The sequence below is a fragment of the Aestuariivirga litoralis genome, assembly GCF_015714715.1.
In the GTDB taxonomy this organism is placed as follows: domain Bacteria; phylum Pseudomonadota; class Alphaproteobacteria; order Rhizobiales; family Aestuariivirgaceae; genus Aestuariivirga; species Aestuariivirga litoralis_A.
Genome location: NZ_WAHS01000001.1, coordinates 330030 through 356519, shown reverse-complemented (window position 1 = coordinate 356519; position 26490 = coordinate 330030). Strand labels below are relative to the sequence as shown.

Below are 26490 nucleotides of genomic sequence, written 5' to 3'. Positions count from 1 at the left end.
ATTTCCGATCCCTCAAGCCGTAGCCTGTGCTGAGTAAGCCTCAATCTCTTTTTCCAGCTCGGCCATCTGTTCGCCGCCTGCCATAAGATCGGTAATTTCTTCTCGGGTCTTTTCACCCTTCTTGAAATCGGCGGCGATGGCACCGCGGATCAGAACAGCGAAGTGATCGCCCACCGCCATGGCATGCGTGACCTGGTGAGTAATGAAGATGACCGCAAGACCACGCTTCTTGGCCTGATTGACAATGCGAAGCACATGCGAAGCCTGCTTCACACCGAGAGCTGCCGTCGGCTCATCAAGGATCAATACGCGCGCACCGAAATAGACTGCGCGCGCAATGGCCAGCGACTGGCGCTCGCCACCAGAAAGCCCTCCAACCAGGCGGTCGCCATCGTCTATACGTGTGATGCCGAAATCCTGAACCGATTTGACCGCGATCTCGTTAGCGCGTTTCCGGTCGAATATTTTGAATGGACCCCACCCCTTGGTCGGCTCGGCTCCCACGAAAAAGCTGCGCCCGATGCTCATGAGTGGAAATGTCCCGCCAAATTGATGCACAGTAGCGATGCCTTTTTCGCTGGCCTGGCGCGGTGTCTCGAAAGCAACCGGCGCGCCATCCATGAGTATTTGACCTGAGCTCGGGATAAACACCCCGGACATCAGCTTGATCAAAGTCGACTTGCCAGCGCCATTATCGCCCAGAAGGCAAATGACTTCACCCGGCCGGACCTGCAATGAAATGTCGTGCAAAACGTCAATTGGCCCGAATGACTTGTTTATGTTTATCAACTCAAGAATTGGAGTGTTCATGGCCGTTCTCACTTTTTCTTGGGCGCATATGAAAGCGCAGCATTGCGGAACGTGTTGTTCATGAGGACGGCTGCCAACAACAAGACACCAATGATGAGGCTCGACCAGTTCCGATCAAAGTTAGTGTAGTAAATGCCCTGGCTCACGATTGCGAAAGTGATGGTCCCAAAAAAGATTCCGATCACCGAGCCAAAGCCGCCTGTGAGAAGCACTCCGCCAATGACTACAGCAATGATGGAATTGAAGATGAATGATTGCCCTCCGCCGACTTGCGCAGAATTGAAGAGAATGGCCTGGCACATTCCCACAAACGAAGCAGACACGGCCGAGAAAACAAAGAGCGCTATGGTCAACTTAGACGTGGGAATGCCAGCGTTTCGGGCGCTAACCTTGTCGCCACCCATCGCCAAAATCCAGTTTCCCAACGGAGAATAGTGCAAGAGATAGATGTAGCCAGCCGTGAACAAAAACCACCACAAGACCGAGACTTGAAGTTGGCCGGGGGGAAACAGTCCACCGAGCTCCACAAAATCCCCAAACATCGGCTTGGCGATGCCTTCAGTCGTCAGGGCCACGTTGGTAGATTTGGTGATCAGCACCGTCAATCCTAGCAGAATTCCCTGCACTGAGAAAAGCGAACCCAACGTAACAATCAGTGACGGCACTGCAGTGCGAACGATGAGGATGCCATTGACGAGGCCAACGACCACACCAAAACTGAGGGTGGCAACGATGCCAAGCCAAATTGGGAGATGATAATGCCCGGCAATTACCGCAGTGATCATTGCGCCCGCGGGGACCATCGCCCCTACTGAGATGTCCAGCTCACCTGCGATCATCAAAAGTCCCAGGGGGATGGAGATAATCCCAAGATTGGCAGCGACGTTGAGCCAGCTCGAAAGGCCGCCGTTGATGTCGAGAAAGTTCAACCCACCAAAAATGGTGAAGAAGCAGAGAACGGCGAGGAGTCCAAAGAATGCCCCCGTTTCTGGCCTTCTGAACAGACCACCGAATGATGGACGTGTATTCGCACTGGCAGTCAAGTTCGCCTCCCTGGATATTGTCAGAATTCTAGCTGACACGTTTCTTGAGATTGAAAAAGGGCCCGGGATAACCACCCGGGCCACAAGTATCAGCGTGCGCCTTTTGCGACACCGGCCAGCGTGGCATCGATATTCGATGCGTCGACAATGCCAGGGCCTGTCAGGACCGGATTTGTTGGCAAGTCGGTGCCGAAATCGATTGCAGATGCGAGAATGCTCGTTGCCAGGTAGCCTTGCAGATACGGTTGCTGGTCGATGGCGAAGGCCTGCTTGCCGCTCTTAATGCGGTCGAGACCGGCTTTATTGAGATCGAACGTGCCCAACTTGGTTTTTTCCGTCAGGCCCGCCTGCTGAATGCCGATAGCAGCAGAGTCTGCGTCACCAGCAGCAATCGTGATCACACCGTCAATTGTCTTGTCCTTGATCAGTTCTGCCTTGATGGCCTCGGCAACTGCCGTAGCATTGCCAAAGCTTGATGTCGGCAAGGGCAATTGCGCACCTTTGCCACCCGCCTTCGTTACGCCTTCGATCACGCCTTTGCAGCGTGACTCGGTGTTCGCAGCGCCCGGCAGAGTGTTAACGCAAATGACATTCTTCGAGCCATGCGCGCCGAAGTAGTCGCCACCTGCAACACCGGCAACATATTCGTCAGAACCAACATAGTTGATCGCGCCAAGCTCCTTGGCTTTTTCTGCACCACCGGCATTCATCAAGATGACCTTGATACCGGCCTTGATTGCGTCCTTGATCGCAGGGTCTTCCGATTCAGGAACCCAATTTGGGATAACCAGACCGTCAACCTTCTGGCTGATGGCGGTGCGGATCAGTTGAACAACGTCAGGCGCAAAGTTGTCGTAATTTTGCAGACGAAGATAGTTCACCGAGCCGCCGTTGGCTTTGATTGCAGGCGTGGCATCGTCCAGGCCCTTCTTGATCAAGTTCCAAAAAGCGTCGTCGTTCGAACCACCAACCACGGCAATGTTGGCGCTATGCGCTGCCGTTGCCCCGAGGGCGATGGTCGCGGTGGTCGCCAGAGCGACCAATAGAGCGTTCAATTTCTTCATTTCAGTTCCCTCCTGTTTACCGTCTCACGACGGATTCATGTTCTCATGAATTCTGTTTTTGGCGCGCATTCATGCGTGCAATCTTTTTCTCGTAACGCGCATCCATGAGCGCTTGCGCTTCTTTGGTGCCGTCGTGCCAAGTGCCGAACCACTTATCGAGCGGTATCAATCCGTCGCCGCCGTAGTTCACTTCGAAATGCTTGTGATGCAGGTAATGCAGGTAGGCATGGCTATCGAGCGAGGCACCTTCCGTGAGCTCAAGCTTGTCGAAGCCAATGTGCCCGTTCACTGCGCCGTATCCCGCCATGTGGAGTTGGAAAAGCGCGATGAGAGGATTGGACGGCAGGATCAGATGCCACCAAACCACTCCATGATACAGGAAGGTCTCGATGGGATGCATCGAAAGGGATGACCAGGGCGAAGGGTTCACCGAATTGTGGTGCACCGAATGAATCCACTTATAGAAAAACGGAATGTGAATGGCGCGGTGGATGACGAAGAAGTTGACCTCGTGGATCATCGGCGTCGCCAGGAGCAATACCGTGAGCCAAACGGGATGATCGGACCAATTGAGCCAATAGACGTAGTGGTTGGCGTAGCACCACAGCATGATCACTTCGACCAGCGTCCACATCGTTATGCCCGAAACGTATGTGCGCAAGAAGTTGTCGATGTTCTGGCTTTTGAACCAGAACACGTCCGACGGTTGCTCGGAAGGGAACTTGCCGTTGTATTTAAAGCGGGTGCCTTGCTTGCGCTTTCGGTAAAAGAAAAGCTCGATGGAACCATACATCAGGAAAATGCCGGCGCCGTTCACAGCATAAAGCCAGAGAGCCCAACTCCAGCTCAGCGTCTTCATCACTTCCCAATCCGGAAGAATGTAACGCCAGTAGAGGAGCGTGATGGCCATATGAAAGACATTCCAAGGCCAGATGTAGCCGATTATGAAACCTACCCACTTCTTGAGGTCGAAGGGTTTGGTCCAAAAGAATGCGATCTGCGGATGAGCATTCGGTGCCCAATCGCCACGCTTGTTCCTTGTCCCAAATTGCAGGTCGTCCATTTCTTCTTCCCTGAAAGCGCACTCGACTTCGGCGGAATATTTGTGCCGTGTCAGATTTTGTTGGAATGAACGTTGCATTTCGAATTCAACGGATGCAATGATGGTGAGTGGAATCTGCTCATTTCGTATCAAAGAAATTCAAGTTAGAAATCGAGCTGCTGAGATGTTTTGAAGCGAGGACGGACAATGGCACGCGCCACAATTCCCCATGTTGCAAAAGCCGCGAAACTCTCTGTTTCGACCGTGAACAGGGCTCTCCATGAGCCTCACAAGTTGCGCGAAGAAACCCTAAAGCAGGTTCTGCAAGCTGCTGAATCTGTAGGTTTTTATGGCACAGCTACGTTGAAGCAAGGATTGCGTTTAGGCCGTCCGAAAGTCAGGGTGGGGATATTGCTCCTCCAACGCCATCGCACACTCTATCGCGACCTTGCAAAGGCCATTGAAGCGGCCGCGTTGGCGTCACGCGATCACGAGGTGATGACACGAATTGAGTTCCTCGATGAACTTTCGGCGCAGAATGTTGCTGCAGGAATTCATAAACTCGCGGAGCAATGCGATGTGATTGGAGTCGTTTCTACTGAGCATCCCATCGTGTCAGCAGCAATAGAGGAGCTGTCTGCTAGAGGCATCAAGGTGTTCGCAATCATCTCCCAGCTCACGGCCAGGTGCAATGTTGGCTACGTTGGTCTGGATGCCTGGAAAGTGGGGCGCGTTGCGGGTTGGGCCATCGACAATATTTGCAAGCGACCAGGGAAAATCGGCATTCTGGTCGGCAACCACCGCTATCGCTGCCAAGAGACCAACGAAAGCGGGTTTCGGTCATACTTTCGCGAGCACGCGAACGGCTTCGAACTCCTGGAGGCCCAGTCAACTTTTGAAACAGCAAGTATCGCGCAAGAAGTCACCGAAGATATCCTGGCCAAGCATCCGGATCTGTTGGGGCTCCTCATTTCAGGAGGTGGTGTTTCTGGAGCGCTGAATGCATTGCGCAGCAGTGGGCGTTCGAAAGATATCGTTGCTGTCGGCTACGATTTGACCGAGGTCACCCGTGCAGGCCTGTTGGACGGAACACTAAACTTTCTTGTATCGCATCCCCTGCCCCAGTTGGCCTCGGAAATGGTCAGCGCGATGATCAGAACATTTGATAACGGTGCTGAGTATCCGCCACAGTCGATTTCCCTGCCATTCGAAATATACACTCCGGAAAACATATACTGATGGCACCAGCAACTGTTCCGAATTTTTGCGAAGCGCAGTTTAAGAACCAAAAGAGCTACACATCACGCCCCAGCAGGAGCCATCTACCTGCTGCGAAGCAGCGTCCCTACGAAAAATTGATACGATTTGCAGAGATGGTCTCGCCAAGAACATAAGTTAAGGTATTGAAATATATGATACTATTGGATTAAGCTCCAGATCCTAGACTCCCAGCTAATCTTAATCCTCGAATGCTGTAAAATGTTACCTCACAAAGATACATTGAGTTCTAGTTGGCGATATCGACAAAAGAAGAAAAATCGTTCGGCCTTGTATTGCGATCGATGGTCTTCAGGATCTAATCTGCTTTTGCTCTCCAAAGGCGATGTTTTGAGGTCTTCTCGTAACCCAAGCTTTCAAAACTCGCTATCTCCAACGACTGCCCCCAAGGCGTGTTGAAATAGACCCAATGAAAGCCTGCGAGCGGCCCGTCTTCAACCAAGTTTGGGCCGTCCAACATCTCAATACCTTGCGCCCGCAACCTTGCGGCTGAAGCGACAACATCCTCGACTTCGAAGCAGAGATGCGTGCCACCAATCTCCGAGTTGCGCTTGGGCCTCGCCTTGCTGTCTTCGCCGCTGTATTCGAACAGTTCCAAATTTGTGCCCGCCCCGCACTTCAGAAAGACCAGATCGCGGATCTTGGTGCCAGGGCCGGCTCCCAGCCTGCGTTGCATGAAAGTCTCATCAACATCAAATGGGCCGGTGCGAAACACCTCGACTGTTCCGAAGACTGCTTTGAAGAAAGAGATCCCTTCATCAATGTTGGGCACCGTGATGCCAATGTGATGCATGCCGTAAATGTGTTCTGCCATTTCATTTCCTCCAGATCGTTTTCTTTTGGATCAGAGAATAATCAGGTCGGACATGCCAAGCGTTCACCTATTTTCTCAATTTGAGAAATTCTTAAATTCCGGATAGATTGGTGCCGTATCAGAAAGCGGGCGTCATGACCGAATACGAGCTTTTGCGCATCATCACGTTTCTGGAACGCATGCGCTCGCCCTATGACAAGCTGCTGAAGCCAGCCGAGCCCGACGCCAACTGGAACATGATCCTCTATCTGATGAAAGTTCATCTGCGCGGCGAGAATGTCACCATGTCTTCGCTAGCGTCAGCCGCAGGTGTGCCCTTCGCCAGTGCCATGCGCCGCATCCACAAACTGATTGAAACTGGCGACATCCAACTAAGGAAGCGCGGCGACGCCGGCAAGTCGCACTATGTGGAGCCCAGTCGCAAGCTGGCGATCAGCTTCACGGATTATGCCACACGGGTGAAGGCACTGCTGGCCGACACGTTCGGGCTGAAAAGCGGAAGTTCGGACTCGGAGGACTATTATTTTGGCGGATCCTATTTCGCTGGCCAGATCATCCCGCCGTTAGAAATCATGGAGAAGAAAAAGGACGCGGGACCCGATCTGCGCTTCCTTCTGCACGACGATAACTATTTCGCCTCGATGCGCGATATGTGGTCGGATTTCCGTTCCAAGCTGATCGCCCGCAAGAATTTCAAACTGCTGAATCTGCCCGAATTGCGCGAGGAAGTGTTCGCCAATGCCCGGCGCAAGGAAAGCCAGTATGACGTCATTGCCATCAACATGCCGTGGCTCGGAGAAGCTGTTGCGGGCGGTGTGGCGCAACCACTCACCGAGTTCCTAAAAAGCAGCAGCATCAACCCGCTCGATTTCCATCCGAACATCTGGGCCACCGGGAATTGGAGCCAAACACAATTCGGCATTCCCATCTACTGCACCATTGAAGCTCTCTCCATCCGTAAGGACCTGTTTGAGGAGCGCGGACTCACGCACCCCACTACTTTCGACAAGGTGATTGATGCCGCGCGCGCACTGCACAACCCTAAGCGCGGCATGCAAGGCGTGGTATGGAACGCGGCCAAAGGCATGCCAGTCTCGCACTCCTTCATGTTCTTTATGGGATGTTGCGGAGGACCGGTCATCGACATTCCCTCGCCGCGTCTGCATGTTGACTACAGCAAGTTAAAGGGTGAGGCGATGCGGCCTCGAATCTTGAGCGAGTCGGGCCGGCAGACCCTGAAATACATGCATGAGCTGCTAGCCTTCTCGCCGCCGGACATACTGTCGATCGACTGGAACAAAGCGCTCAACTACTTCCTCGGTGGGCAAGCGGCGATGATCTATTGCTGGACCATGCGCGCCGCGCGCTTTGAATACGACATTCACTCGCTGGTAAAACGCAAGGTCGCGTATTTCCCGCATCCGCATGGCCCAGGCGGCACCACCGTTTCGCCGATCGGCGGTTTTCTGTTGATGGTGCCGGAATCGTTGCCACCCGAGCGCGCCCGCCTCGCCTTTGAGGCCATCTCCTGGATGGCTTCGCCCTCAGCCATGAAGGAATACGTGAAGAACGGCTTCCCGGTCGCGCCGCGCTTCAGTGTGAGCGCCGATCCTGAAGCAGCGGCATCCACGCCCATTGTGAGTTTCGTGGACAGGCTGGCCAAACAGAACAAGATCCAGAACTGGCAGCGGCCGCCGATCCCTGAATATCACTTGATTGAGGAAATATTGGGCGAAGAAATTTTCGCCGCCCTCAACGGCGATTGCTCGGACGAAGTGGCGCTGGCCCGAAGCCAGAACCGCATCGACGCTGCGATGCGCGAGGCCGGCTACTACTAGGTGCTGGCGCGTCGGCGCACGGTTGAATAGATCAGTGCCGCGACCACCACCAATGCACCTTGGAAAATATATTGATACATCTGGGTCAGGCCGAGGAAGGACACGGCATTGAGCACTTCAGTGAGGAGCACCGCACCCAGCACCGTGCCAATAAATGTGCCACGACCGCCGCGCAAACTGGTCCCTCCCAGGACCACCGCCGTGATGCTCGACAGGGTGTAGTTGATGCCTTGCCGCGGGTCGCCTACTCCGATCTGCGTCATCAACATCACAGCGCCCAAGGCAGTCAAAAGCGAACAGGCAATGAAGCCGGCGACGTAAGTGCCGTCAACCCATACGCCGATGCGCCTTGCAGACTCTTCATCTGATCCGGTGGCGCGGAGGCGCCAGCCTGGGCCAGATTTACGCAGAATGTATTCGCCCACTAGTGCTACGGCCACCAGCGCGAGGAACGCCGCGGGCATCGGCCCCAATTGCCAGGTCACGATCTCCATGACCTTGTTGTTGATATAGCCATCCGGATTGTCGCGCAGCACGAAGCTCAATCCCTGCAAGCCGATATACATGGCAAGCGTGGCAGCAATCGCTGTGAAATTCGCAAAGCGAATGAGAATGCCGTTGACCGCCCCCACGATGAATGCGCCCGCAAACATCAGCACAAAACCCAGCGTCATCATGCCAATGGATTTGTAATCATTGATGAAGAAGGACGCAACTACGACCAGGAACCCGGCAAGTGGTCCCACAGACAAATCGATCGCACCCATCAATAATGCAATTGTTTGCCCCAAGGCAATGAAGCCGAGCGCAGTAGCCAGCATGAGAATGTTGTAGATATTGAAGGACGAAAGGAAGTTTGAGTTCTGCCCAAAGACATAAAGCCCGAGCAGCACGATCACCATCGCCAAGGGTGCAGCGGTCGCATTGTCGGATTGCAGGAAATGCCGCCAGCCATTGGCCGCCGTGCGACCTGCCCGCGCCAAAGCACTTTCGCCGACATGGGTGCTGGCATTGACCGCTGCGGCCACAATGCGCGCTTCAGAGACATCTTCGCCCGTAAGGGTTTCCACCACACGACCGCGCGACAGCACAACCACTGTGTCGCAAAGGCCCTCCAGTTCCGCTGCGTCCGACGAGTTCACAATGACGGGGGTGCCGGAATTCGAAACCTCGCGCAGGATGCGGTAAATTTCAGCGCGGGCCCCGACGTCAACACCCTGCGTTGGTTCATCGGCAATGATCAAACCCGGCTCAGAAAGCAGTGCGCGTGACATCACGACCTTCTGCTGGTTGCCGCCGGAAAGCGACAGGATGGGCGCTTCAATACTGGGCGCTTTCACAGCCAGCGCACCGAAGGTCTCGCTGACATGCGCCAGCTCCTTTCTCCAGCTCATGATGCGGAAGGAGGAAAACCTGTCGAGGGCAGCAAAGGATGCATTTTCGCGCACTGTGAGGCCCGAGGCCAGACCTTCGCCGTGTCGGTCAGACGGCATGAAGGCTGCTTCTTGCAGCAGCTCCCGGCTTTGCAGTTTGCGTCCGCTCAGCGAGATCGTGCCCTCGGAGGTGAGCAGGCCTGCAAGGGCACGCATTAACTCGGATTGGCCATTGCCCGCCACACCCGCCACACCCACAATGTGGCCGCGCGCAACGTCAAAGGACACGTCCTTGAAATCCTTGGCGCTGAGCGCTTTGACAGCGAGGATCACATCCTGCGCGTTGCCGCTGGCCTTCGGCGGAAAGGCCGAGCCCAGGGTGCGGCCCACGATCATGGCCAGGATCTCGGCATCACCGAAATCTTTGACCAATCCGCCGCCTCGCACGCGTCCGTCACGCAACACAGTGACACGCTGGGCAATCTGGCGCACTTCGGCCAGACGGTGGGTGATGTAAATCACCGAAGTGCCCCCCTTCACAACCTCGCGGATGCGCGCGAACAGCATGTCGGTCGCATCCTGGTCGAGGGACGCCGTGGGCTCATCAAGGATCAGAACCTTCGGCTTGATGGCCAGGGCCTTCGCAATTTCGAGAAGATGTTTCTGCGCCACCGACAATTCATCGGCGCGCATACGTAGAGGCACATTCAAGCCCACCGTGTCCAGCAGCGCCTGAGCTACGCCCTGCTCCGATCCCTCGGAAAAGAGCGCACGTGGCAAGGCGACCAGCAGGTTTTCCAGAACGGACAGATCATCCAGAACGGCAGGGTGCTGGAAGGAAATGGCGATGCCGAGTGATGTGGCGATTTCCGGCGACATTTGTGAAATCCGTCTACCGTCAACCCAGATTTCACCCAGTTCGGGATAGCCTGCGCCGGATATGATATTCATCAAAGTCGATTTGCCGGCGCCATTCTCGCCAAGGATGGCATGAACTTCGCCAGCGTAGAATTCCACGCTGACATCACGCAAGGCTGGCACACCGGAATAAAATTTCGAGATATTGGACAGCCGTATGGCCAGCTCGCCATGCGGTGGCGCAGCATCAATTTTCAGTTTTTCGCTTTTCGCGGCCACTTAACGCATTCCGTTTAGAAATGCACCCCGGAGGAAGGGAGTCGACCTCCGGGGCGCTTACTCACTTACTTGCCGACAGCCTTGGCCTGGTCATCAGCCGGGAGTTCCGATGACAGGTAGATCGCGCCCGGCAGGTCCTTGCGGCACTGCACTTTGCTCGGAGTTCCGGAGACTGAATCTTCAAACACGGGAGCCTTGAAGATGTTCTCTTCCGGGTCCTTGCCGCCGGTAGCCTTGGCTACGGCCCATTGCACGGCGAGGCGCACATTGTCGTTGCCGGTTGCCACCGTCATCAGCTTGAAGTCAGGATTGGCAGCGCCCTGGCTATCCGTCCAGAAGCAGCCCAACGAATTGCCGTCAGAGGTGGCAAGAGCGGGGATCGATCTGTTGGACTTGTTGAACAGCGGCAATGCGCCCACCAGAGACGGGCCGAAGTCCGACACGATCACGTCAATCTTGTCATTCTTGGCAATTTCCGCCGTCAGCACTTTCTGCGTCAGAGCTGGATCCCAGTTGGTCACATCGAAGGGTTCCGGGTTGATGAACTTGTATTCCGCACCGAGAACCGATTTCAGGCCCTTGAGTTCATCAAGTCCCTGGCTGTTGCCGGCAGGTCCGGAGAGGAACAGAACGTTGCCACCCTTCGGCAGCACGCCCTTGATCCACTTGCCCCAGTTGGCACCATCGTTCTCAAAAGACGAGCCGATGAACTTCGTGTAGTTCTCTCCTTCCTTGCCGCCGACATTGACGCGGTAAGGCACGATCACCTTGCCAGCCTTAAAGACGGAGGTGATGGCAGGCAGCACGGCAGGCCCCGCATCCCCGAACACCACGAGAGCGTCCACGCCTTTTGCAGCAATGCCCTTGATATCCGAAATGGCTTTCTGAGTATCGCCCTGGCCGTCAGCATATTCATAGCTGGTGATGCTGGGGCAAAGCGAAACGGTCTGCTTGCCCGAGGCCGTCGTGACCTGGCGCCAGCTGTTGCCGCCATAGCCGTCGAGCAAAGCAAGTGTCGCCTTCTTTGGACCGCACCATGATGGCACATCAGCCTGCGCCACCGATGCGCTGCCGAGAGCCAGAACCGTCGTCGCTGCTGCGAGCGCCAGTTTCTGCTTGAAAGATTTAAACTTCATTTTGTCTTCCTCCATTTTTTATAGTCATTGTGTTGGCTTCTTCTGGTTAAACGTCCACCGCACCGAGTAGACGCCGATCCCAAAACCCAGGGCCAAGGCCTGGATGATGGTTTGAGCCGAGTAAGGCACGCCAACGGCGAGCGCGAACTGACTCAATTGGTTTAAAAAGAAAGCGGCGAGCACCGTCGAAATCGGAAAGCCGCGGCCGCCCAGCAATGATGTGCCACCCAACACCACCACCGCCACGGAGGGCAGCAAAAGTGAATCGCCCTGAAACGCGGTGGGCTCGCGCGTGATGCCGGCAATCAGAATCCCCGCCATGCAATAGAGTAACTGCGCATAGACATAAGCCATCAGCTGGTGAAGCTTCACCGGGAGGCCCACCGCGCGGGCGGCCAGCGGGTTGGCTCCGATAGCCTCGAAGCGCCGGCCGATTGCAGTTTTCTTCAGAACAAGGGACGCAACCAGAAGCGCTACCAGCGCGAAATAAACTGAATTGGGTATTCCCAGAATCTCACCATTGGCAATGTCGGCCAGCAACTCGGTGGTGATGCTCGGCGTGCCTCCAGAAACCGCAAACACCCCGCCATAGAGTAACGCATTGACACCGATGGTTGCGATGATGGCATTCAGCCTGAACAGGGAAACCAGGATGCCATTGAGAAGGCCGGCGGCAATCGCAAAGCTCAAGCCAATGAGAATGGCAGGCAACAGCAGCGCATTATCCTGCTGCGGATAATGCGTGGCCTGCACAACAGCGAGGGACACAGCACCGGGCAACGAAAGGTCAAAACCACCTTGCTGCACCACCAGCAATTGGCCAAGACCAACAATCGCAATAATCGCGGCAAAGGGCAGGCTACCCGAGAGCGCGCCGAGCGAAATGCTCGAAGGCGCAAAAATCGCACAGATGACGAGCAGGACCAAAGTGGACCCAATCACCGTCATAAAGCTGCGGTTGAGTGGCGAGGACAAGACGTTGCGCAGCGGCATCATGGTCACTTGCGTGTCAGCAGTTTGGTTCATCTTTTCCCTCCTTCCTCTCATTTTCTCTCGTGGCAACCATTTTCGGGCTGGCCGTTACGGCAGAACCTTTTCGGCGCGGAATTTGTCGAATGCGTCGGTGAATGAGCGCACCGAGTTCTGATAGGCGGTGAACCCCATATCGCGGCTCTTGGTCATGTCATTGAATGTTTCGATCGTGCGGCCGAGATCGGCATCGCTGTGCCACCAGGAGGCCACAGTGGAGAGCGGGTTCTTCTGCAATCCATGCTCGGCGACAATCCTGTCCCAGACCGGCTCCATGCCTTTCATCTGCTCTTCGAGCGGCTGGGCGTGGCCCGGATATTCCGCGTGGGGCAATCCGAAATAGGCCGCGAGTTTCGGCCACAGCCAGTTCCAGCGAAACACTTCGCCATTGGCGATGTTGAAAGCCTGGTTGCGCGCGACAGGCTTGGTTGCCGCCCAGAGCAATTGCTTAGCGATGATGCGGCCGTCGGTGATGTCGATGCAGGATTCAAATTGCTGCGGTGACCCCGGAAACACGAAAGGCTTTCCAGTTTCCTTGCAGATAGCCGCGTAGGCGCCCAGCGTGGCCGCCATGTTCATCTGGTTGCCGACGGTGTAGCCGATCAGCGTATGTGGGCGGTGCACCGACCAGCTGAAGCCCTGTTTTTCGGCAGCGGCAAACAGCTCGTCTTCCTGATCGTAATAGAAGTTCTGATAAGGCAGTCGCGGCATCTCCTCGCGGAACGGGGTTTGCGGTTTGCTCTTCGCATAGGCTTCGAAAGGGCCCATGTAATGCTTGCCACCAGTAACCAGCGCAGCATGCTTGATCTTCTTGCCTTCCAACGCGGTGAGGAGATTGCGCACCATGCCGGCATTGACGCGGCAATTTTCTGCCTCGGTGGCTTGCCGCATCCAGGTGGTGATGAATACGTCGGTGGGCTTCACCTTTTTCAGAGCGACGACCACCGCTTCTTCATCCGTCAGGTCCACCGCGATATGCCGCACGCCCTTGGGCAGGTCATGCTTGTGACGCGAAATGCCGGTTACTTTCCAGCCATTGGTGGCGGCCAGATGCTCCGCCAGATGGCGGCCAATGATACCTGAGACACCGGCTATCAGCGCGTGGCGTTCCATCAGTTCAATCCTTTTGTAGAGAGAGTCACTTTGATGCACGCCTGCGGGTCCTGCCCCAGCTTGAATGCTTCGACCGCATCGGTGAGCGCAAATTTGTGGGTCTGGATCGGTGAGAGATCAATACCAGTGCGTTCCAGGAAGCGAATGGCGGCGGGCCATACACCAGGTGAGCCGATGCAGCCGCGGATCGTCAAATTCTTCAACTGCATCAGACCTAATTGCGCCGAAATCTTACGGCCAATGTTAATACCCACCATCGACATGCGGCCATCCTGCGCAACGTAATCAAACACGGCGGCGAGCGAGGCATCATGACCGGCGCATTCCACCACAAGGTCAGCACCCTTGCCGTCCGTCATTTCCTTGATCTGGTCCGCACCGCGATCCGTGGGATCAACGGCCTCGGCGCCAAGCTTGATCGCAATGTCGCGGCGACGCTTGATGGGATCGGCCACGATCACGCGGGCACCCATGCCAAGTGCGGCTGCAGCGGTAACAAGGCCGATGGTGCCGCCGCCTGAAACCACCACCGTTTCCGACGCATTGGTGCCGCCGGAGCGCATCACGGCATAGTAGCCGCAGGTAAACGGCTCAATCAGTGATCCACGCATGTCATCAACCGAGTCCGGCAGCTTGTGCAGCCAGTCGGGATTGACGTTGAAATATTCACGGTCCGCACCGTCCATCGAGAAGCCGAAGTGATGCAGGCGTTCTGGCGTGCGCACCACACATTCGCCAACCACCCGGTCACCCTTCTTGAAGCCTTTGACGGACTTGCCGACTTCAACAATCTCGCCGCACCATTCATGGCCTGGCGTGACAGGATACGAAATCGGGACGATGTAGCGGCCTCCCAGCAGTTCATAGTCTGAATGGCAGATGCCGATGGTGTTGGACTTGATAAGAACTTCCGTGTCCTTGATGCCGGGCACCGGCACATCGACGATGACTGGCTTTTCTGGGGTTTCGAAAACGAGCGCTTTCATGCTGCGGGCTCCCTACACATTCACGATCGCGCCATCTTGCGCCGCTGAGGCGATGATGGCTTCGAGGATGGAAATATTGTTGATCAGTTCTTCGCCTGTGATCTGGTATGCCGCCTTGCCGCGAATAGCGTGAGCGAAGGCCACCAGATTGTCTTTCACCGGCTCAGCCGGCGGAATTTCCTTCACCGAGATTTCAGATCCAGTATTCGCCGAGGTGACTACCCAACCCGCTGGAGATTCCACATGTGCCTTGTCGCGGATGTCGATCCAGCCCTTGGTGCCGAACAGCGCGAAGCGCGAGATGAAGGGAGTGGCCAGGGTGGCAGAAATATACGCCGTGCCGCCGTTCTTGAACCGAATATGCGCACTCATTGTGTCGCCTTGCGGAATATTCGAGGCCAGCTTCTCACAGGAAACGCGCACATCGCGGGCCGGACCAAGCAGAAGCGTGGAAAGATCCGTCAAGTGAATGCCGGTCGCGGTCATGCCACCGACCGGCGCTTCCGCCGGATTGAGCCGCCAATTGCTGGCATCCAGGCTCACAAACTTATCATGGCTGAAATTGGCCTCGATTTGCAACAGGCGGCCCAAAGCGCCACTCTGCGCAGCGGCGATCATGGCGGCCACGGGCGGTTCGAAGCGACGCTCGTGGCCCATGCCCAGAACGAGCTTCTTGGCGGCGCAGGCATTGACAGCCTTTTCCGCGCCCGCGCGCGTGAGTGCCAAAGGTTTCTCACAGAAGATATGCTTGCGAGCCGCAACGGCACGTTCGATTTGTTCGGCATGCAGTGAATGCGGCGTGGCCAGAATTACCGCCTCAACGCCCGAATGCTTTAGAGCCGCGGCATCATCCGGATAGCAGGGAAACCCATGCTCCTTGGCAAACGCGGCGCCTGCGGGATTTGGTTCAGCGGCGCAGACGATCTCAATGTCCTGCCGGGCTTTCTGGAGGACCACCGTCATTTTCCTGCCCCACCAACCGAGGCCGATGAGGGCGACTTTCACGGGCACATTGTTCTGTGTCATCGCGCTCATACCGTGACCAGAATTTTCATATGATTGACCGACTTGTCGAGCAGTGCATCAAAGCCCTGCTTCACCACGTGTTCGGAATCGATGTTGGCAGTCACGATTTTCTCAATCGGAAAATTTCCCGACTCCACCATGCGGATAATGCGTGGCCAACATTGCACCGGATAACACCACGTCGCCTCCACCGTGATGTCCTTCAATGCCCACAGCATCGCATCAATGCTCGCAGGTTTCATATGAAGGCCCGTCTGCACCACCCGGCCCTGCCGTCTCACCGACGCCGCGCAGGTATTGAGGCTTTTCTCCAGGCCGACGCATTCAATAGCCGCATCGACGCCCACGCCTTCTTCAGTGTGTTCCTTGATATATTGCACAACATCGGTTTCGGCTGGATCCAGGATAATGGCGCTGGGCACCAGTTCCTTGGCCAGTTTCCGGCGGAATGCGTTGGGCTCAGAGACAAAAATCTGTGAGGCCCCTGCAGCCTTGACGGCCAGCAAAGTGAGTGCGCCGATTGGTCCAAGGCCTGAAACAAGCACGGTTGAACCGGATGCAACGTGACCGCGATCCACCGCGTAGACAGCCACGGCCGCAGGCTCGATCATCGCACCTTGAATGTCACTCACACCCTTGGGGAGAACGGCAACGTTGTAGTCATTCACGACAGCGAGTTCACCCATGCCGCCCCAAGGCCAGCTAAGGCCCACGCACCCCATTTTCTCGCTGAGGTGATACAAGCCGCGGCGGCCGTAATAGTCATCGCGCGGTGAAATCAGTGGCTGGACCGAGATACGATCACCCGCTCTTACATGCGTAACCGCCGACCCCTTGTCGACCACAATCGCGCTGGTTTCATGTCCCAGAATCTGCGGATTAGTGGCGCCCGTATAAACATGAGGGGTCTGCGGCGTGACTATGGGTCCTGCAATATATTCATGCAAGTCCGTGCCACAGATGCCGGTCACCATGGGCTTGATCAGAACGTCATTCGGCCCCAGCTTGCTGGAAGGCGCGGCAACATCCTCAACCCTGATATCTTTAGCGGCGTGAAACCTCACTGCCTTCATAGAACGTTCTCCCAAAGTTTCTTTTTTTCATGTCAGCACCATCCCGCCGTCCACCATATAGGTCTGGCCCGTGACATAGTCAGAGGCCGCGGAAGCAAGAAATGACGTGACGCCGGTTATATCTTCCGGCTTTGAATAGCGGCCCAACAAAATCGACTGGCTGAATTCGTTGATGGCCTGATCAGGCTTCTGCGTCAGGCCGAGATCCATGAATTCGCGGTCGAGCTGTTCCCATAACTCGGTCCGCACAACGCCAGGCGCAAAGGCGTTGACGGTGATCTTGTCAGATGCAAGCGCACGCGCTGCGGCCTGCGTAAGCGCCACCACAGCGAATTTCGAAGCGCAATAATGCGCGAAGAGCGGATAGCCCTGCTTGCCGGCGATCGATGCGGTGTTGATGATCTTGCCGCCGGTGCCCTGCGCCTTCATTTGGCGTGCGGCCTCTTGTATGCCGAGCAGAACACCCAGTCCATTCACATCCATGATGCGCTGCCAGTCTTTCTCGGTCACATCCATGAAATTGACGGTCTGGCTGATGCCGGCATTGTTGAACATCACATCGAGCTTGCCGAATCTCTTTACAGTTTCAGCAATCAAAGCTTTGACGCTTTCGCGTTTTGAAACATCTACTTTCACCGCGATGGCGCCTTGACCAATCAATTTTGCGGTGGCCTTTGCTGCATCTTCATTCACGTCAGCGATGCAAAGCTTGGCGCCTTCTCCTGCAAGGGCACGCGCAATTTCGGCGCCGATGCCGCGGGCGGCACCCGTCACGATAATTGCTTTTCCTTGCACAGAACCCATGCGGTCATCCTAACCAAACGGGTCTGGATGAAATTATCGAAAATTCCCAAAGTGAGAAACTTTCAAAATCTTCGCTCAAGAAATTCCGGCACAGTGGATGAAAGTCAAAAACAAAAGACTGCCCGGGAGAAGACGTTGCACCTCGCTCATGGAATGGGAAATACCGCCTGTCCAATATGCATTTGCGCCGATATTCGTCGCCGGTCTGAAGATTGAGCATGGCAAAGACCGCAAAGACAACAGCACTCGCCAATGACGATATCGGGCCAGAGACACGGCTTGAACTCTATCGCCTGCAGGTGGAAATCCGCGACTGTGAAAAACGGGCGCACGACCTGTTCCTGCAGAACATGATTAAGGGCACCAGCCACTTGTCGCTTGGCCAGGAAGCGATCGCAGCCGGCTTCGGCGTGGCAATGAAGAAGGGTGACAAGAGCTTCTGCACCTATCGCGGCCACGCCCATACGCTGGCGCGCGGTGTGCCGATGGAAGCGATGCTGGGCGAGTTGATGCTGCGTGATATTGGTTTAATGCGCGGCAAGGGCGGCTCCATGCACCTCACTTCGGTGGAACATGGCGTGATGGGTTCCTACGCCATCATCGGCGCACATCTGCCGATCGCCTGCGGCTCCGCATGGCGCGCACAATATCTAGGCGACAAGGATGTCTCTGTCTGTTTTTTTGGTGACGGCACCACGAATATTGGCGCTTTCCATGAAGCCTTGAACTTCGCCGTGATCTGGAAATTGCCGGTGGTCTTCGTGTGCGAGAACAACCTTTATATGGAATATACACCAATTCACGAAGTCACTGCGGTGCACAATCCCGCTGGCGACCGTGCTGGCGCATATGGTCTCGAAAAAATCGTGGTCGATGGCAATGATGCTGATGTGGTTTACCGCACGGCCACCGCCGCGATCGAAAAGGCACGCAATGGTGATGGCCCTTCCCTTATCGAGTGCCTGACCTACCGGCATTCGGGCCACTCCCGCGCCGATCCCGGCAAATACCGCCCAGCGGGAGAATTAGAAAAGTGGATGGAACATGATCCACTCAAGATCTACAAGCAGCGTCTCTCCGATTTTGGAATCGCGGAAAGGGACGCGCTGGCGATTGAAACCGAGAGCAAGCGCAAGGTCGAGGTAGCAACCGAGCTGTGCAAGGCTTCGCCTTCAGCACCTGAAGAACTGCTGACCACCGATGTCTACGCTGACGGAGGCTGGGCATGGCGGAACTGAGTTACCGTGATGCCGTGATCCGGGGCATCTCCCAGGAAATGGAGCGCGACAAGAACGTCGTGTTCCTGGGAGAGGACGTTGCCAAGGCTGGCGGCGTGTTCAAGGCCACGGTCGGCCTCTATGAAAAGTTCGGACCTTTGCGCGTGCGTGACACGCCGATTTCTGAGCAAGCCATTCTGGGTGCCGCCATGGGTGCCGCGATGACAGGCCTGCGGCCCATCGCTGAAATCATGTTCTCCGATTTCATTGCGGTTTGCTTCGATTACATCGCAAATGAAATGCCGAAGATTTCCTACATGACCAATGGGCAGATCAGATGCCCCCTGGTCATCCGGACCGGCAATGGCGCTGGCGTGCGCTTTGGTGCGCAACATTCACAGTCGGTTGAAAACTGGACGATGATGATACCCGGCCTCAAGGTCGTGGCGCCATCATCACCGGTTGATGTGATCGGCCTGATGGCGGCGGCGATTCGAGACGACAATCCGGTGATGTTCCATGAGCACAAAGCACTCTATGCCACGAAGGGAGAAGTGCCCGATGGCGAGATCATCGATACCCTCGGCACGGCGAAGATTTTGCGCGCTGGGTCTGATTGCACCATTCTCGCCCTAGCCTTGATGGTGCCGCGCGCCCTGGAGGCCGCGGAAATTCTGGCGCGTGAGCATGGCATCAACGCCGAAGTTGTCGACGTGCGTTCACTTGTGCCGCTAGACACCCAAACCATTCTGGGCTCCGTTGCCAAGACGGGCCGCTTGTTCACGGTCGAGGAGAATCCGCGACTGCTGGGTTGGGGGGCCGAAATTGCTTCCATCGTGGCCGATGAGGCTTTCTGGGATTTAGATGGACCTATTGTGCGCATTACCACGCCGCATATCCCTTTGCCCGCTGCCGATCACCTCGAAGACCTGGCGCTGCCCAACGCGGCACGCATCGTCGACAAGATCAAGCGTGTGATGAACGGCTAAGACATGGCGACCACGATCATCATGCCGCAATTGGGCGAAACCGTCGCTGAGGGTAAGATACTCACCTGGTTCAAGGCCGTGGGCGATGATGTGAAGATCGGCGACAAGCTCTTCGAAGTCGAGACCGACAAGGTCACCGTCGAAGTTGAGGCTATTGCGGCCGGAAAGCTCAACGAAATCATGGTCGCCGAAGGCACCACGGTTAAGGTTGGTTCGGTCGTTGCATCGCTCGGTGGCACCGCCGCTGCCGCATCCGCCAGTGCTACGCCAAAGCCCGTGACCGCACTATCCACTTTCGATGAAGTCAAAACGCCGCTGACAGGTTTCGGCAAAGCAAAAGCCACCAACGGTATCGCCGTTTCCCCGCTCGCTCGCCGGCTGATCGCGCAAAACAATCTCGATCTTGAACGTCTGGCGAGCGATGCCGCCGCCAAGAATTTGAGACGCATCCGCGAGGCAGATGTTCAGTCCGCGCTAGCCACGATGACAGCGCGAATTCCTCCGTTGAGCCCGCCGAAAACGCAAGCCTCGCCTCTTTCTTCCATTCGCCAAAAGACCGGTGATCGGCTCGCTGAAAATTGGCGCACGATCCCACATGTCTTCCAGGGCATCGAAGTCGATTTCACTAGTGTGGACCGCGCGCGCCAAGCGGCGAAGCAAGTATTCCAGTCCGCGCATGGTGCTTCGCTCACTTTCCTGCCCTTTATCGCGCGTGCCACGTGCATTGCATTGCGTGATTTTCCGAACATCAATGCCACATTCGACGGCACTGCGTTACATCTCAGCCAAGAAATCCACCTCGGCATCGCCATCGATCTGTCCCACAGAGGCCTCGTGGTGCCAGTTGTTAAAAATGCTGGCGATCTCAACGTTGAAGGCCTGGCTAAGGCGATCATTCGCCTGAGTGAAAAGGCCCACGCCAGTAAGCTCACGGCCGACGATCTCACGGGCGGCACCTATTCCATCACAAATAATGGTGCCTTTGGCACGATGTTTACGTCGCCCATCATCAACGCGCCGCAGGTCGCTATCCTTTCAAGCGATGCAATCCGCAAACGGCCCGCCGTGATCTCCACTAAAGACGGCGATTTCATCGCCGCTCGCCTACTCGGCATCATCGGTCAGAGCTTTGATCACCGTGCCTTCGATGGCGCCTATGCTGCGTCGTTCCTCTCGCGCCTCAAGCAGGTAATCGAGGGCCATGACTGGTCCGCCGAAATTCCACGAACATAAGTGCCGGAGATTAACCCATGAAATACAACAGCCCATATGCGACAGCCTCTTGGGGCCAGATGGCCAAGGACTGGGAAGAAGGCATCGACTACAGCCGGATGTCGAAAGAACGCTTGGCAAAGGCGCAGGCGGCTGTCCGCAATGCCGGGCTGGGCGGCGTGCTTTGTTTCAACTTCGATAATATCCGCTACGTGACGGCAACGCATATCGGCGAATGGGCGCGCGACAAGTTCTTCCGTTATGCACTTTGCCCGGCTGAAGGCAGCCCCTTTCTCTGGGACCCAGCGCCTCCGGCCAAGCGTATTTCTTCTCCCTGGATCAAGGACAATGTGGCGGCCCCGCTTACGACGATGCAAGGCGCCATACCGCCTACTCTGGGGATTCAGAAGGATTTTGCGAAGCAAATCAAGAAGGCACTAGTGCATTACGGCATCGCCAATCAGCCCTTGGGCATTGACCTCATGGAAATTGGCATGCTGCGGGCGTTGGAGGCAGAGGGAATTGAAGTCGTCGATGGCCAGCAGGCCATGCTCGACGCGCGCGAGGTCAAGACCCCTGACGAGATTGAACTTCTCAAGATGGCGGCCGGAATGGTCGATGCCACCTATGTTGACATAGCCCGCGCCATTCGTCCGGGCACAAAGGAAAATGAGCTTGTGGCCATCGCCAACGACCGGCTCTTCCGCATGGGATCTGAACGGGTCGAATGCGTCAACTCGGTTTCCGGCCGACGCGGACGGCCCCACTCACACACCTTTTCAGACCGCATGATCCAGCCTGGCGATATGATTTTCCTCGACATCATGCACAGCTACAACGGCTATCGCACCTGCTACTACCGCACCTTCATCTGCGGCCAACCTAACAACAATCAGATCGATGCCTATGAAACCGCCTCCAAGTGGCTGGCTGCATCCATGGACATGGTAAAGCCCGGTGTGACGCCCGATGAGGTCGCTTCGGTTTGGCCAGATGCGCATGAATTCGGCTACAAGGACGAGGACGAAGCCTTCCTTTTGCAATATGGCCATGGCGTGGGCATGTCGCTGTGGGAGCGGCCGATATTCTCCAAGCGCTTCAAGGGCCAGACCCGCCCTCTCAAAGAGGGCATGGTGTTCGCGCTGGAAACCTGGAAAGGGTCCAACGACGGCACTGGTGCGGCACGCATCGAAGAAGAAGTGGTGGTCACCAAGACCGGCTGCGAGATCATCACAAACTATCCCTCCGACCACCTAATTTCCTGCGGCTTGCCCGGCTGCGAGGTGGTGGGCTAGTTGTCGATGGCATCAAAGCCCAACCACCGGAGCCGCATCCCCGTGACGCTAGTCACGGGCTTTTTGGGCAGCGGTAAGACCACGCTCATTAATGCCGGCCTGAAATCACCGGACTTGGCGCGCACTGTAGTGGTGGTCAATGAGTTTGGCGAAGTAGGCCTTGATCATCAGCTCTACACCAGTAGCAACGACGCTGTCGTCGTCCTTGAGAATGGCTGCCTATGCTGCACCGTGCGTAGCGATCTGATCAGCACTATGAACAGCCTTTACCATGACCGGGCCAGAGGCGACCTACCAAGCTTTGATAATGTGGTGATCGAAACCACCGGCTTGGCAGAACCGGGACCCATCCTTCAGGCCTTCCTGTCGGAACCAACGCTCGATGGTCTGTATCGCGTGGCCAGGGTGCTCACTGTGGTGGATGCAGTGAATTGGCCCACCACCGCAGGTCGCCACACCGAGGCTCTGCGCCAAGTGGCGCTGGCGGATGACCTGCTGATCTCCAAGCTCGATTTGGCGGCGGAAGGCACGCTTGTGCAGTTGACCAAAGAGTTGCAGGCCATAAACCCGGCCGCTGCCATCGCGCCAGCGGACTTTCGGACCGCGTCTGTTGCTCCGCTCCTGATGAACCCAGGTTTTGACGCTGCAGATCCCATGGCTGACCCTTCTTCATGGCTGTCACTCGCCAACTATGAGGCCTATGAAGAAAGACCAGATTTGAGCGAAGGTCTCCAGGACCAGAACCTGTCTCATGACCTGACAGCCAAGGGTATCGAGAGTTTCGTGCTACAGCGTGCCAAACCCCTCTCACGTGACGAGCTTCAGTTCCTGCTGGATGGCATCTCGCAAAATCTCGGTCCCAGTCTGCTGCGGGTGAAGGGCCTCATTAATATAAGGGAAGAACCGGGCCGTCCCGCCATCATCCAAGGCGTGCAGCATCTCTTACACAACGTCACCTGGCTGGAGAAGTGGCCAAGTGCGGATGAGCGAACTCGAGTCGTCTTCATCACCCAAGGCGTTGCTCGAAGCGAATTGAAGGAGATTATCGAACTTCTCGACCGTATGAGTGCGCGCACGTTCTTGGCACGCGAAAAGGCCGCGACCTCACAAGCCGTTGCGGAGACGACCGCATCATGAAGATCGCCTGGATCGGCGCCGGCAAAATGGGCCTCCCCGTATGCAAGCGCCTAAAGGCTTCAAGCCACGACGTGCGAATCCTAGCACGGCGACCGGCACAGGCGGAGATGCTTCAGGCTCTGGGTTTTGCCACCGAAAGCACTGTGCCAGCAGCGATCCTCGGTGCTGACATAGTCTTCTCATGTGTTTCCGATGACAAGGCCTTGGCCGATGTGGTTCTGAACAACAGTATCATTGCGCCAACCTTCATCGACATGAGCACGGTCTCACCGGAGGTGTCGGCAAAAGTCGCCAATCATCTGGGCGACACTACGGATTATCTGCGTGCCCCGGTCTCAGGATCAACGGCACTCGCCGAAAGCGGAATGCTTACAGCCCTCGTCTCCGGGCCAAAGTTGGCCTTCGACAAGACGGCCGATATCTTCGCAGCCTTCACCAAGAAAGCTTTCCATGTCGGTGAAGCTGAGGAGGCACGCTACCTGAAGCTGGCGATCAATAGTATGGTCTGTGCCACCTCAGCGCTGCTTGCTGAGGCCTTGGCCTTTGGCGCAAAGGGAGGTCTCAGCCATGCGACGATGATGGAAGTCATAAATCAGAGTGTCGTCGCATCGCCATTGATTGGTTACAAGACAGACATGATAGTAAGCGGCGACTACAAGCCCGCCGCCACGCTCAACACGCTGATGAAGGACCTCAATCTCTTCCTCTCAGCGGGCGCAAATCAGAACATGGCCCTTCCGGTCAACACCCAGATCATGCAAGCCTATCGCACCGCGTCGGAGCGAGGCTTAGGTGAGGAGGATTTTTTCGTGCTCATCCAGCAGGCGGCATCATGACCCATTCAAGAGTTGCCATTGTCGGAGCGGGCTTCATCGGCCGCGCTTGGAGTATTTCATTCGCGCGCGCCGGATCCCAGGTCGCCATCTGGGACCAAGCCGATGGTGAAGCTGAGAAGGCCATCACCTATATCGCCTCAACACTGGATGATCTTGCTGCCAACGATTTGCTGAACGGCCAGACCCCCGCGCAAATCCTGAATCGCCTAACCGCTCAGCCAAAACTTGAAGACACAATCGGCGGCGCGCTACATATTCAAGAAAACACGCCGGAAGTGCTTGAGACCAAAATCAAGGTCTTTGCCGAGCTGGACGCCCTCGCAGCATCCAATGCCGTCATCGCGAGCTCAACCTCGGCCCTGCTACCGTCATCCTTTACCAAGGGCCTCAGGGGTCGTGGCCGTTGTCTCGTGGTCCATCCAATTAATCCACCCTATCTCATTCCAGCCGCCGAAGTCGTGCCCGCACCGTGGACCACCGAGGAAACCCTGTCCCGCACACGTGATTTTCTCATTTCCGCCGGTCACGCACCGCTGATGATGAAAACAGAGGTGGACGGCTTCATCATGAACCGCCTGCAGGGCGCGCTGCTGGAAGAGGCCTTCCGGCTCGTCGCCGATGGCTATGCCAGTGCCGAAGATATCGACATCGGACTCCGCGACGGCCTCGCCTTGCGCTGGTCCTTCATGGGGCCGTTCGAGACTATCGATCTCAATGCTCCCCGCGGCGTTCGCGACTATGCGGCTCGCTATCAAGGCCTTTATGCAAACATCTTTCCTCAGATGCAGCGCCGTGTCGACTGGACGGGACCTGTTATGGATCAGATCGAGGCGCAACGCCGCGTGCGGCTTCCAGAAGCTGAATTACAGCAGCGCCAGCTATGGCGTGACCGACGCCTCATGGCGCTGGTAGCTCACAAGCGCCACGCAGCACAAGCCATCGGAGATTAGAAATGACCGACAGTCCTCGCATCGCTTTTCTCGGCACTGGAGCGCAAGGCGCATCAACTGCAGCGGAATTCGTAGCAGCAGGCCTCGATGTAACTTTCATTGACCAGTGGCCAGACCATGTGGAAGCCATTCGCAAGAACGGCATTACCGTAAACTTGCCCACGCGCAGCTTCAACATCGCCGTGCCCGCGCTGCATCTCTGCCAGATCGCAGAGGTGAAACAGCCCTTCGATGTAGTCTTCATGGTTGTTAAGGCCTATGACACACGCTGGGCTGCTGAGATGATCAAGCCAGTGCTCGCCAAAGATGGTCTCGTCGTCGGTCTCCAGAACGGCATGACGCATGAAGACATCGGCGCGATCGTTGGTCGAGAGCGGACGATCGGCGCCGTCATAGAAGTAGCCTCCAACATGTGGGTGCCGGGCGTGGTGAACCGACAGAACGACAAGGATGAGTCATGGTTCGCTCTTGGCGCGCTTGATCCAGAGACACAGCCCCGCGTCGAGGCTGTTGCAAACTTGTTGCGCACCGCCGGTCGCGTCGAGGTCATGGCGGATATCCGTTCGGCCAAATGGATGAAGCTGGTGGTCAATGCAGCAGAACTCATCCCCTCCTCCATCGTTGACCTGCCGCTCAACGACGCCGCGCGCTATCCGGGAATGCTCGAGGTGATGCGGCTCGCTGGCTACGAAGCAATGCATGCCGCACTGGCAGATGGCGCCGAGATCATCCCGATCATCGGGCTGCCACCCATCACCACCAATCACCCCGAACGCTATGTCGACCAGATATTCGACGAAGTGCTGAAGACCTTTTCACGCCCCGATACGCTGGTCACCTCCCTCCAGGACTGGCGCAAAGGCCGACGCGCCGAAGTTCAAGAGGTCAACGGTTGGGTCGTAGACAGGCTGCGCGCCCACGGCCGGTCAGCTCCGATGAACGAATTGGTGGTAAAGATGGGCTTCGAAATCGAGAATGGAGAGCGTCGGCCGGATGTGGCGAATGCCACAGAGCTTATCGAATTGTATAGAAAGCTTACCCACTGAAGCGGCATCCTGGGGCACTTTGACATTTGGGGAATTGGCAAGTATCCGCCCAACCCTTGCGCGAGAAACTCTTCGTGATCGGCCCAACCAATTAAGAAAATCGCGTATCCGCAACTCAGGTAATGTGTTTAATACTGATCATTCCAAGCTGCGTGGCATACGAAATACTGCTACGATTTCACAACGAAATGGCGTTGCTAATTCCAGTCAAGTCATTGAAATATATGATTAGATTGAGATAA

24 protein-coding genes are annotated in these 26490 nt (G+C 56.2%); 11 read left to right on the top strand and 13 right to left on the bottom strand.

Annotated features, from left to right (window positions below):
- Window positions 1-12: 12 nt before the first annotated feature.
- The 4 genes from F8B91_RS01855 to F8B91_RS01840 all read right to left on the bottom strand — a co-directional run bounded on the left by F8B91_RS01855 (window position 13) and on the right by F8B91_RS01840 (window position 3827).
- On the bottom strand, window positions 13-810 hold the full coding sequence (locus tag F8B91_RS01855) for an ATP-binding cassette domain-containing protein (RefSeq protein WP_196502021.1): 798 nt from the start codon (window positions 808-810) through the stop codon (window positions 13-15).
- Window positions 811-818: 8 nt separating this feature from the next.
- Entirely contained in the window at window positions 819-1853 is a 1035-nt protein-coding gene (locus F8B91_RS01850) for an ABC transporter permease (protein WP_196502020.1), read from the bottom strand.
- An 89-nt stretch (window positions 1854-1942) separates the two neighbouring features.
- A complete protein-coding gene (locus F8B91_RS01845) occupies window positions 1943-2917 on the bottom strand; it encodes a sugar ABC transporter substrate-binding protein (RefSeq protein WP_196502019.1) in 975 nt (324 codons plus the stop codon).
- Window positions 2918-2960: 43 nt separating this feature from the next.
- The gene (locus tag F8B91_RS01840) at window positions 2961-3827 is read right to left on the bottom strand and encodes a sterol desaturase family protein (RefSeq protein ID WP_246714936.1); all 867 of its coding nucleotides are present in this window, start codon (window positions 3825-3827) and stop codon (window positions 2961-2963) included.
- Here F8B91_RS01840 and F8B91_RS16885 point away from each other — a divergent pair, their 5' ends adjacent.
- Both F8B91_RS16885 and F8B91_RS01835 read left to right on the top strand, forming a co-directional pair.
- A complete protein-coding gene (locus F8B91_RS16885; RefSeq protein WP_246714935.1) occupies window positions 3828-4049 on the top strand; it encodes a hypothetical protein in 222 nt (73 codons plus the stop codon). It begins immediately after the preceding gene.
- Window positions 4050-4166: 117 nt separating this feature from the next.
- A complete protein-coding gene (locus F8B91_RS01835) occupies window positions 4167-5198 on the top strand; it encodes a LacI family DNA-binding transcriptional regulator (protein ID WP_196502017.1) in 1032 nt (343 codons plus the stop codon).
- A 337-nt stretch (window positions 5199-5535) separates the two neighbouring features.
- On the opposite strand, the gene F8B91_RS01830 is transcribed toward F8B91_RS01835, so the two are convergent.
- Window positions 5536-6051, bottom strand: coding sequence for a VOC family protein (locus tag F8B91_RS01830; RefSeq protein ID WP_196502016.1), 516 nt, complete (start codon window positions 6049-6051; stop codon window positions 5536-5538).
- A gap of 134 nt (window positions 6052-6185) precedes the next feature.
- Here F8B91_RS01830 and F8B91_RS01825 point away from each other — a divergent pair, with 134 nt between their 5' ends.
- A complete protein-coding gene (locus F8B91_RS01825) occupies window positions 6186-7889 on the top strand; it encodes an extracellular solute-binding protein (RefSeq protein ID WP_196502015.1) in 1704 nt (567 codons plus the stop codon).
- On the opposite strand, the gene F8B91_RS01820 is transcribed toward F8B91_RS01825, so the two are convergent.
- From F8B91_RS01820 to F8B91_RS01785, 8 genes are all read right to left on the bottom strand, one after another.
- Window positions 7886-10399: an ATP-binding cassette domain-containing protein gene (locus F8B91_RS01820; RefSeq protein WP_196502014.1), complete on the bottom strand. Its 2514-nt coding sequence runs from the start codon at window positions 10397-10399 to the stop codon at window positions 7886-7888. The genes F8B91_RS01825 and F8B91_RS01820 overlap by 4 nt on opposite strands.
- A gap of 65 nt (window positions 10400-10464) precedes the next feature.
- Window positions 10465-11535 (bottom strand): substrate-binding domain-containing protein, encoded by a 1071-nt coding sequence (locus F8B91_RS01815; protein ID WP_196502013.1) that lies wholly within the window; start codon window positions 11533-11535, stop codon window positions 10465-10467.
- 24 nt (window positions 11536-11559) lie between these two features.
- Entirely contained in the window at window positions 11560-12561 is a 1002-nt protein-coding gene (locus F8B91_RS01810; RefSeq protein WP_196502012.1) for an ABC transporter permease, read from the bottom strand.
- A gap of 54 nt (window positions 12562-12615) precedes the next feature.
- The gene (locus F8B91_RS01805) at window positions 12616-13677 is read right to left on the bottom strand and encodes an SDR family oxidoreductase (protein WP_196502011.1); all 1062 of its coding nucleotides are present in this window, start codon (window positions 13675-13677) and stop codon (window positions 12616-12618) included.
- The gene (locus F8B91_RS01800; RefSeq protein WP_196502010.1) at window positions 13677-14663 is read right to left on the bottom strand and encodes a zinc-dependent alcohol dehydrogenase; all 987 of its coding nucleotides are present in this window, start codon (window positions 14661-14663) and stop codon (window positions 13677-13679) included. The genes F8B91_RS01805 and F8B91_RS01800 overlap by 1 nt, the downstream gene beginning before the upstream one ends.
- 12 nt (window positions 14664-14675) lie before the next feature.
- On the bottom strand, window positions 14676-15689 hold the full coding sequence (locus tag F8B91_RS01795; RefSeq protein ID WP_196503858.1) for a Gfo/Idh/MocA family protein: 1014 nt from the start codon (window positions 15687-15689) through the stop codon (window positions 14676-14678).
- Window positions 15690-15694: 5 nt separating this feature from the next.
- Complete coding sequence (locus tag F8B91_RS01790) at window positions 15695-16762, bottom strand: 2,3-butanediol dehydrogenase (RefSeq protein ID WP_196502009.1); 1068 nt, start codon at window positions 16760-16762, stop codon at window positions 15695-15697.
- 27 nt (window positions 16763-16789) lie between these two features.
- Window positions 16790-17566 (bottom strand): glucose 1-dehydrogenase, encoded by a 777-nt coding sequence (locus F8B91_RS01785; protein ID WP_196502008.1) that lies wholly within the window; start codon window positions 17564-17566, stop codon window positions 16790-16792.
- 218 nt (window positions 17567-17784) lie between these two features.
- Between F8B91_RS01785 and F8B91_RS01780 the strand changes: the two genes are divergently transcribed.
- The 8 genes from F8B91_RS01780 to F8B91_RS01745 are packed head-to-tail and all read left to right on the top strand — an operon-like array spanning window position 17785 to window position 26248.
- The gene (locus F8B91_RS01780; protein WP_196502007.1) at window positions 17785-18804 is read left to right on the top strand and encodes a thiamine pyrophosphate-dependent dehydrogenase E1 component subunit alpha; all 1020 of its coding nucleotides are present in this window, start codon (window positions 17785-17787) and stop codon (window positions 18802-18804) included.
- A complete protein-coding gene (locus F8B91_RS01775) occupies window positions 18792-19772 on the top strand; it encodes an alpha-ketoacid dehydrogenase subunit beta (protein WP_196502006.1) in 981 nt (326 codons plus the stop codon). Before F8B91_RS01780 ends, F8B91_RS01775 begins: the two co-directional genes overlap by 13 nt.
- Window positions 19773-19793: 21 nt before the next feature.
- Window positions 19794-21005: a dihydrolipoamide acetyltransferase family protein gene (locus F8B91_RS01770; RefSeq protein WP_196502005.1), complete on the top strand. Its 1212-nt coding sequence runs from the start codon at window positions 19794-19796 to the stop codon at window positions 21003-21005.
- A 17-nt stretch (window positions 21006-21022) separates the two neighbouring features.
- Window positions 21023-22279: a M24 family metallopeptidase gene (locus tag F8B91_RS01765; protein WP_196502004.1), complete on the top strand. Its 1257-nt coding sequence runs from the start codon at window positions 21023-21025 to the stop codon at window positions 22277-22279.
- 6 nt (window positions 22280-22285) lie between these two features.
- On the top strand, window positions 22286-23416 hold the full coding sequence (locus F8B91_RS01760; protein WP_196502003.1) for a CobW family GTP-binding protein: 1131 nt from the start codon (window positions 22286-22288) through the stop codon (window positions 23414-23416).
- Window positions 23413-24252 carry an NAD(P)-dependent oxidoreductase gene (locus F8B91_RS01755; RefSeq protein WP_196502002.1) on the top strand — a complete coding sequence of 280 codons (840 nt, stop codon included), beginning with the start codon at window positions 23413-23415 and terminating at the stop codon, window positions 24250-24252. Before F8B91_RS01760 ends, F8B91_RS01755 begins: the two co-directional genes overlap by 4 nt.
- The gene (locus F8B91_RS01750; protein ID WP_196502001.1) at window positions 24249-25202 is read left to right on the top strand and encodes a 3-hydroxyacyl-CoA dehydrogenase; all 954 of its coding nucleotides are present in this window, start codon (window positions 24249-24251) and stop codon (window positions 25200-25202) included. The genes F8B91_RS01755 and F8B91_RS01750 overlap by 4 nt, the downstream gene beginning before the upstream one ends.
- A gap of 2 nt (window positions 25203-25204) precedes the next feature.
- Window positions 25205-26248 (top strand): ketopantoate reductase family protein, encoded by a 1044-nt coding sequence (locus F8B91_RS01745; RefSeq protein WP_196502000.1) that lies wholly within the window; start codon window positions 25205-25207, stop codon window positions 26246-26248.
- Window positions 26249-26490: the final 242 nt, after the last annotated feature.

Excerpts from the sequence above, each read along its gene's own strand:
- F8B91_RS01855 (WP_196502021.1), bottom strand. The coding sequence starts at position 810 with ATGAACACTCCAATTCTTGAGTTGATAAACATAAACAAGTCATTCGGG.
- F8B91_RS01845 (WP_196502019.1), bottom strand. The coding sequence starts at position 2,917 with ATGAAGAAATTGAACGCTCTATTGGTCGCTCTGGCGACCACCGCGACC.
- F8B91_RS01840 (WP_246714936.1), bottom strand. The coding sequence starts at position 3,827 with ATGGCCATCACGCTCCTCTACTGGCGTTACATTCTTCCGGATTGGGAA.
- F8B91_RS16885 (WP_246714935.1), top strand. The coding sequence starts at position 3,828 with ATGAAAGACATTCCAAGGCCAGATGTAGCCGATTATGAAACCTACCCA.
- F8B91_RS01835 (WP_196502017.1), top strand. The coding sequence starts at position 4,167 with ATGGCACGCGCCACAATTCCCCATGTTGCAAAAGCCGCGAAACTCTCT.
- F8B91_RS01830 (WP_196502016.1), bottom strand. The coding sequence starts at position 6,051 with ATGGCAGAACACATTTACGGCATGCATCACATTGGCATCACGGTGCCC.
- F8B91_RS01825 (WP_196502015.1), top strand. The coding sequence starts at position 6,186 with ATGACCGAATACGAGCTTTTGCGCATCATCACGTTTCTGGAACGCATG.
- F8B91_RS01815 (WP_196502013.1), bottom strand. The coding sequence starts at position 11,535 with ATGAAGTTTAAATCTTTCAAGCAGAAACTGGCGCTCGCAGCAGCGACG.
- F8B91_RS01810 (WP_196502012.1), bottom strand. The coding sequence starts at position 12,561 with ATGAACCAAACTGCTGACACGCAAGTGACCATGATGCCGCTGCGCAAC.
- F8B91_RS01805 (WP_196502011.1), bottom strand. The coding sequence starts at position 13,677 with ATGGAACGCCACGCGCTGATAGCCGGTGTCTCAGGTATCATTGGCCGC.
- F8B91_RS01800 (WP_196502010.1), bottom strand. The coding sequence starts at position 14,663 with ATGAAAGCGCTCGTTTTCGAAACCCCAGAAAAGCCAGTCATCGTCGAT.
- F8B91_RS01795 (WP_196503858.1), bottom strand. The coding sequence starts at position 15,689 with ATGACACAGAACAATGTGCCCGTGAAAGTCGCCCTCATCGGCCTCGGT.
- F8B91_RS01790 (WP_196502009.1), bottom strand. The coding sequence starts at position 16,762 with ATGAAGGCAGTGAGGTTTCACGCCGCTAAAGATATCAGGGTTGAGGAT.
- F8B91_RS01785 (WP_196502008.1), bottom strand. The coding sequence starts at position 17,566 with ATGGGTTCTGTGCAAGGAAAAGCAATTATCGTGACGGGTGCCGCCCGC.
- F8B91_RS01780 (WP_196502007.1), top strand. The coding sequence starts at position 17,785 with ATGGCAAAGACCGCAAAGACAACAGCACTCGCCAATGACGATATCGGG.
- F8B91_RS01775 (WP_196502006.1), top strand. The coding sequence starts at position 18,792 with ATGGCGGAACTGAGTTACCGTGATGCCGTGATCCGGGGCATCTCCCAG.
- F8B91_RS01770 (WP_196502005.1), top strand. The coding sequence starts at position 19,794 with ATGCCGCAATTGGGCGAAACCGTCGCTGAGGGTAAGATACTCACCTGG.
- F8B91_RS01765 (WP_196502004.1), top strand. The coding sequence starts at position 21,023 with ATGAAATACAACAGCCCATATGCGACAGCCTCTTGGGGCCAGATGGCC.
- F8B91_RS01760 (WP_196502003.1), top strand. The coding sequence starts at position 22,286 with ATGGCATCAAAGCCCAACCACCGGAGCCGCATCCCCGTGACGCTAGTC.
- F8B91_RS01755 (WP_196502002.1), top strand. The coding sequence starts at position 23,413 with ATGAAGATCGCCTGGATCGGCGCCGGCAAAATGGGCCTCCCCGTATGC.
- F8B91_RS01750 (WP_196502001.1), top strand. The coding sequence starts at position 24,249 with ATGACCCATTCAAGAGTTGCCATTGTCGGAGCGGGCTTCATCGGCCGC.
- F8B91_RS01745 (WP_196502000.1), top strand. The coding sequence starts at position 25,205 with ATGACCGACAGTCCTCGCATCGCTTTTCTCGGCACTGGAGCGCAAGGC.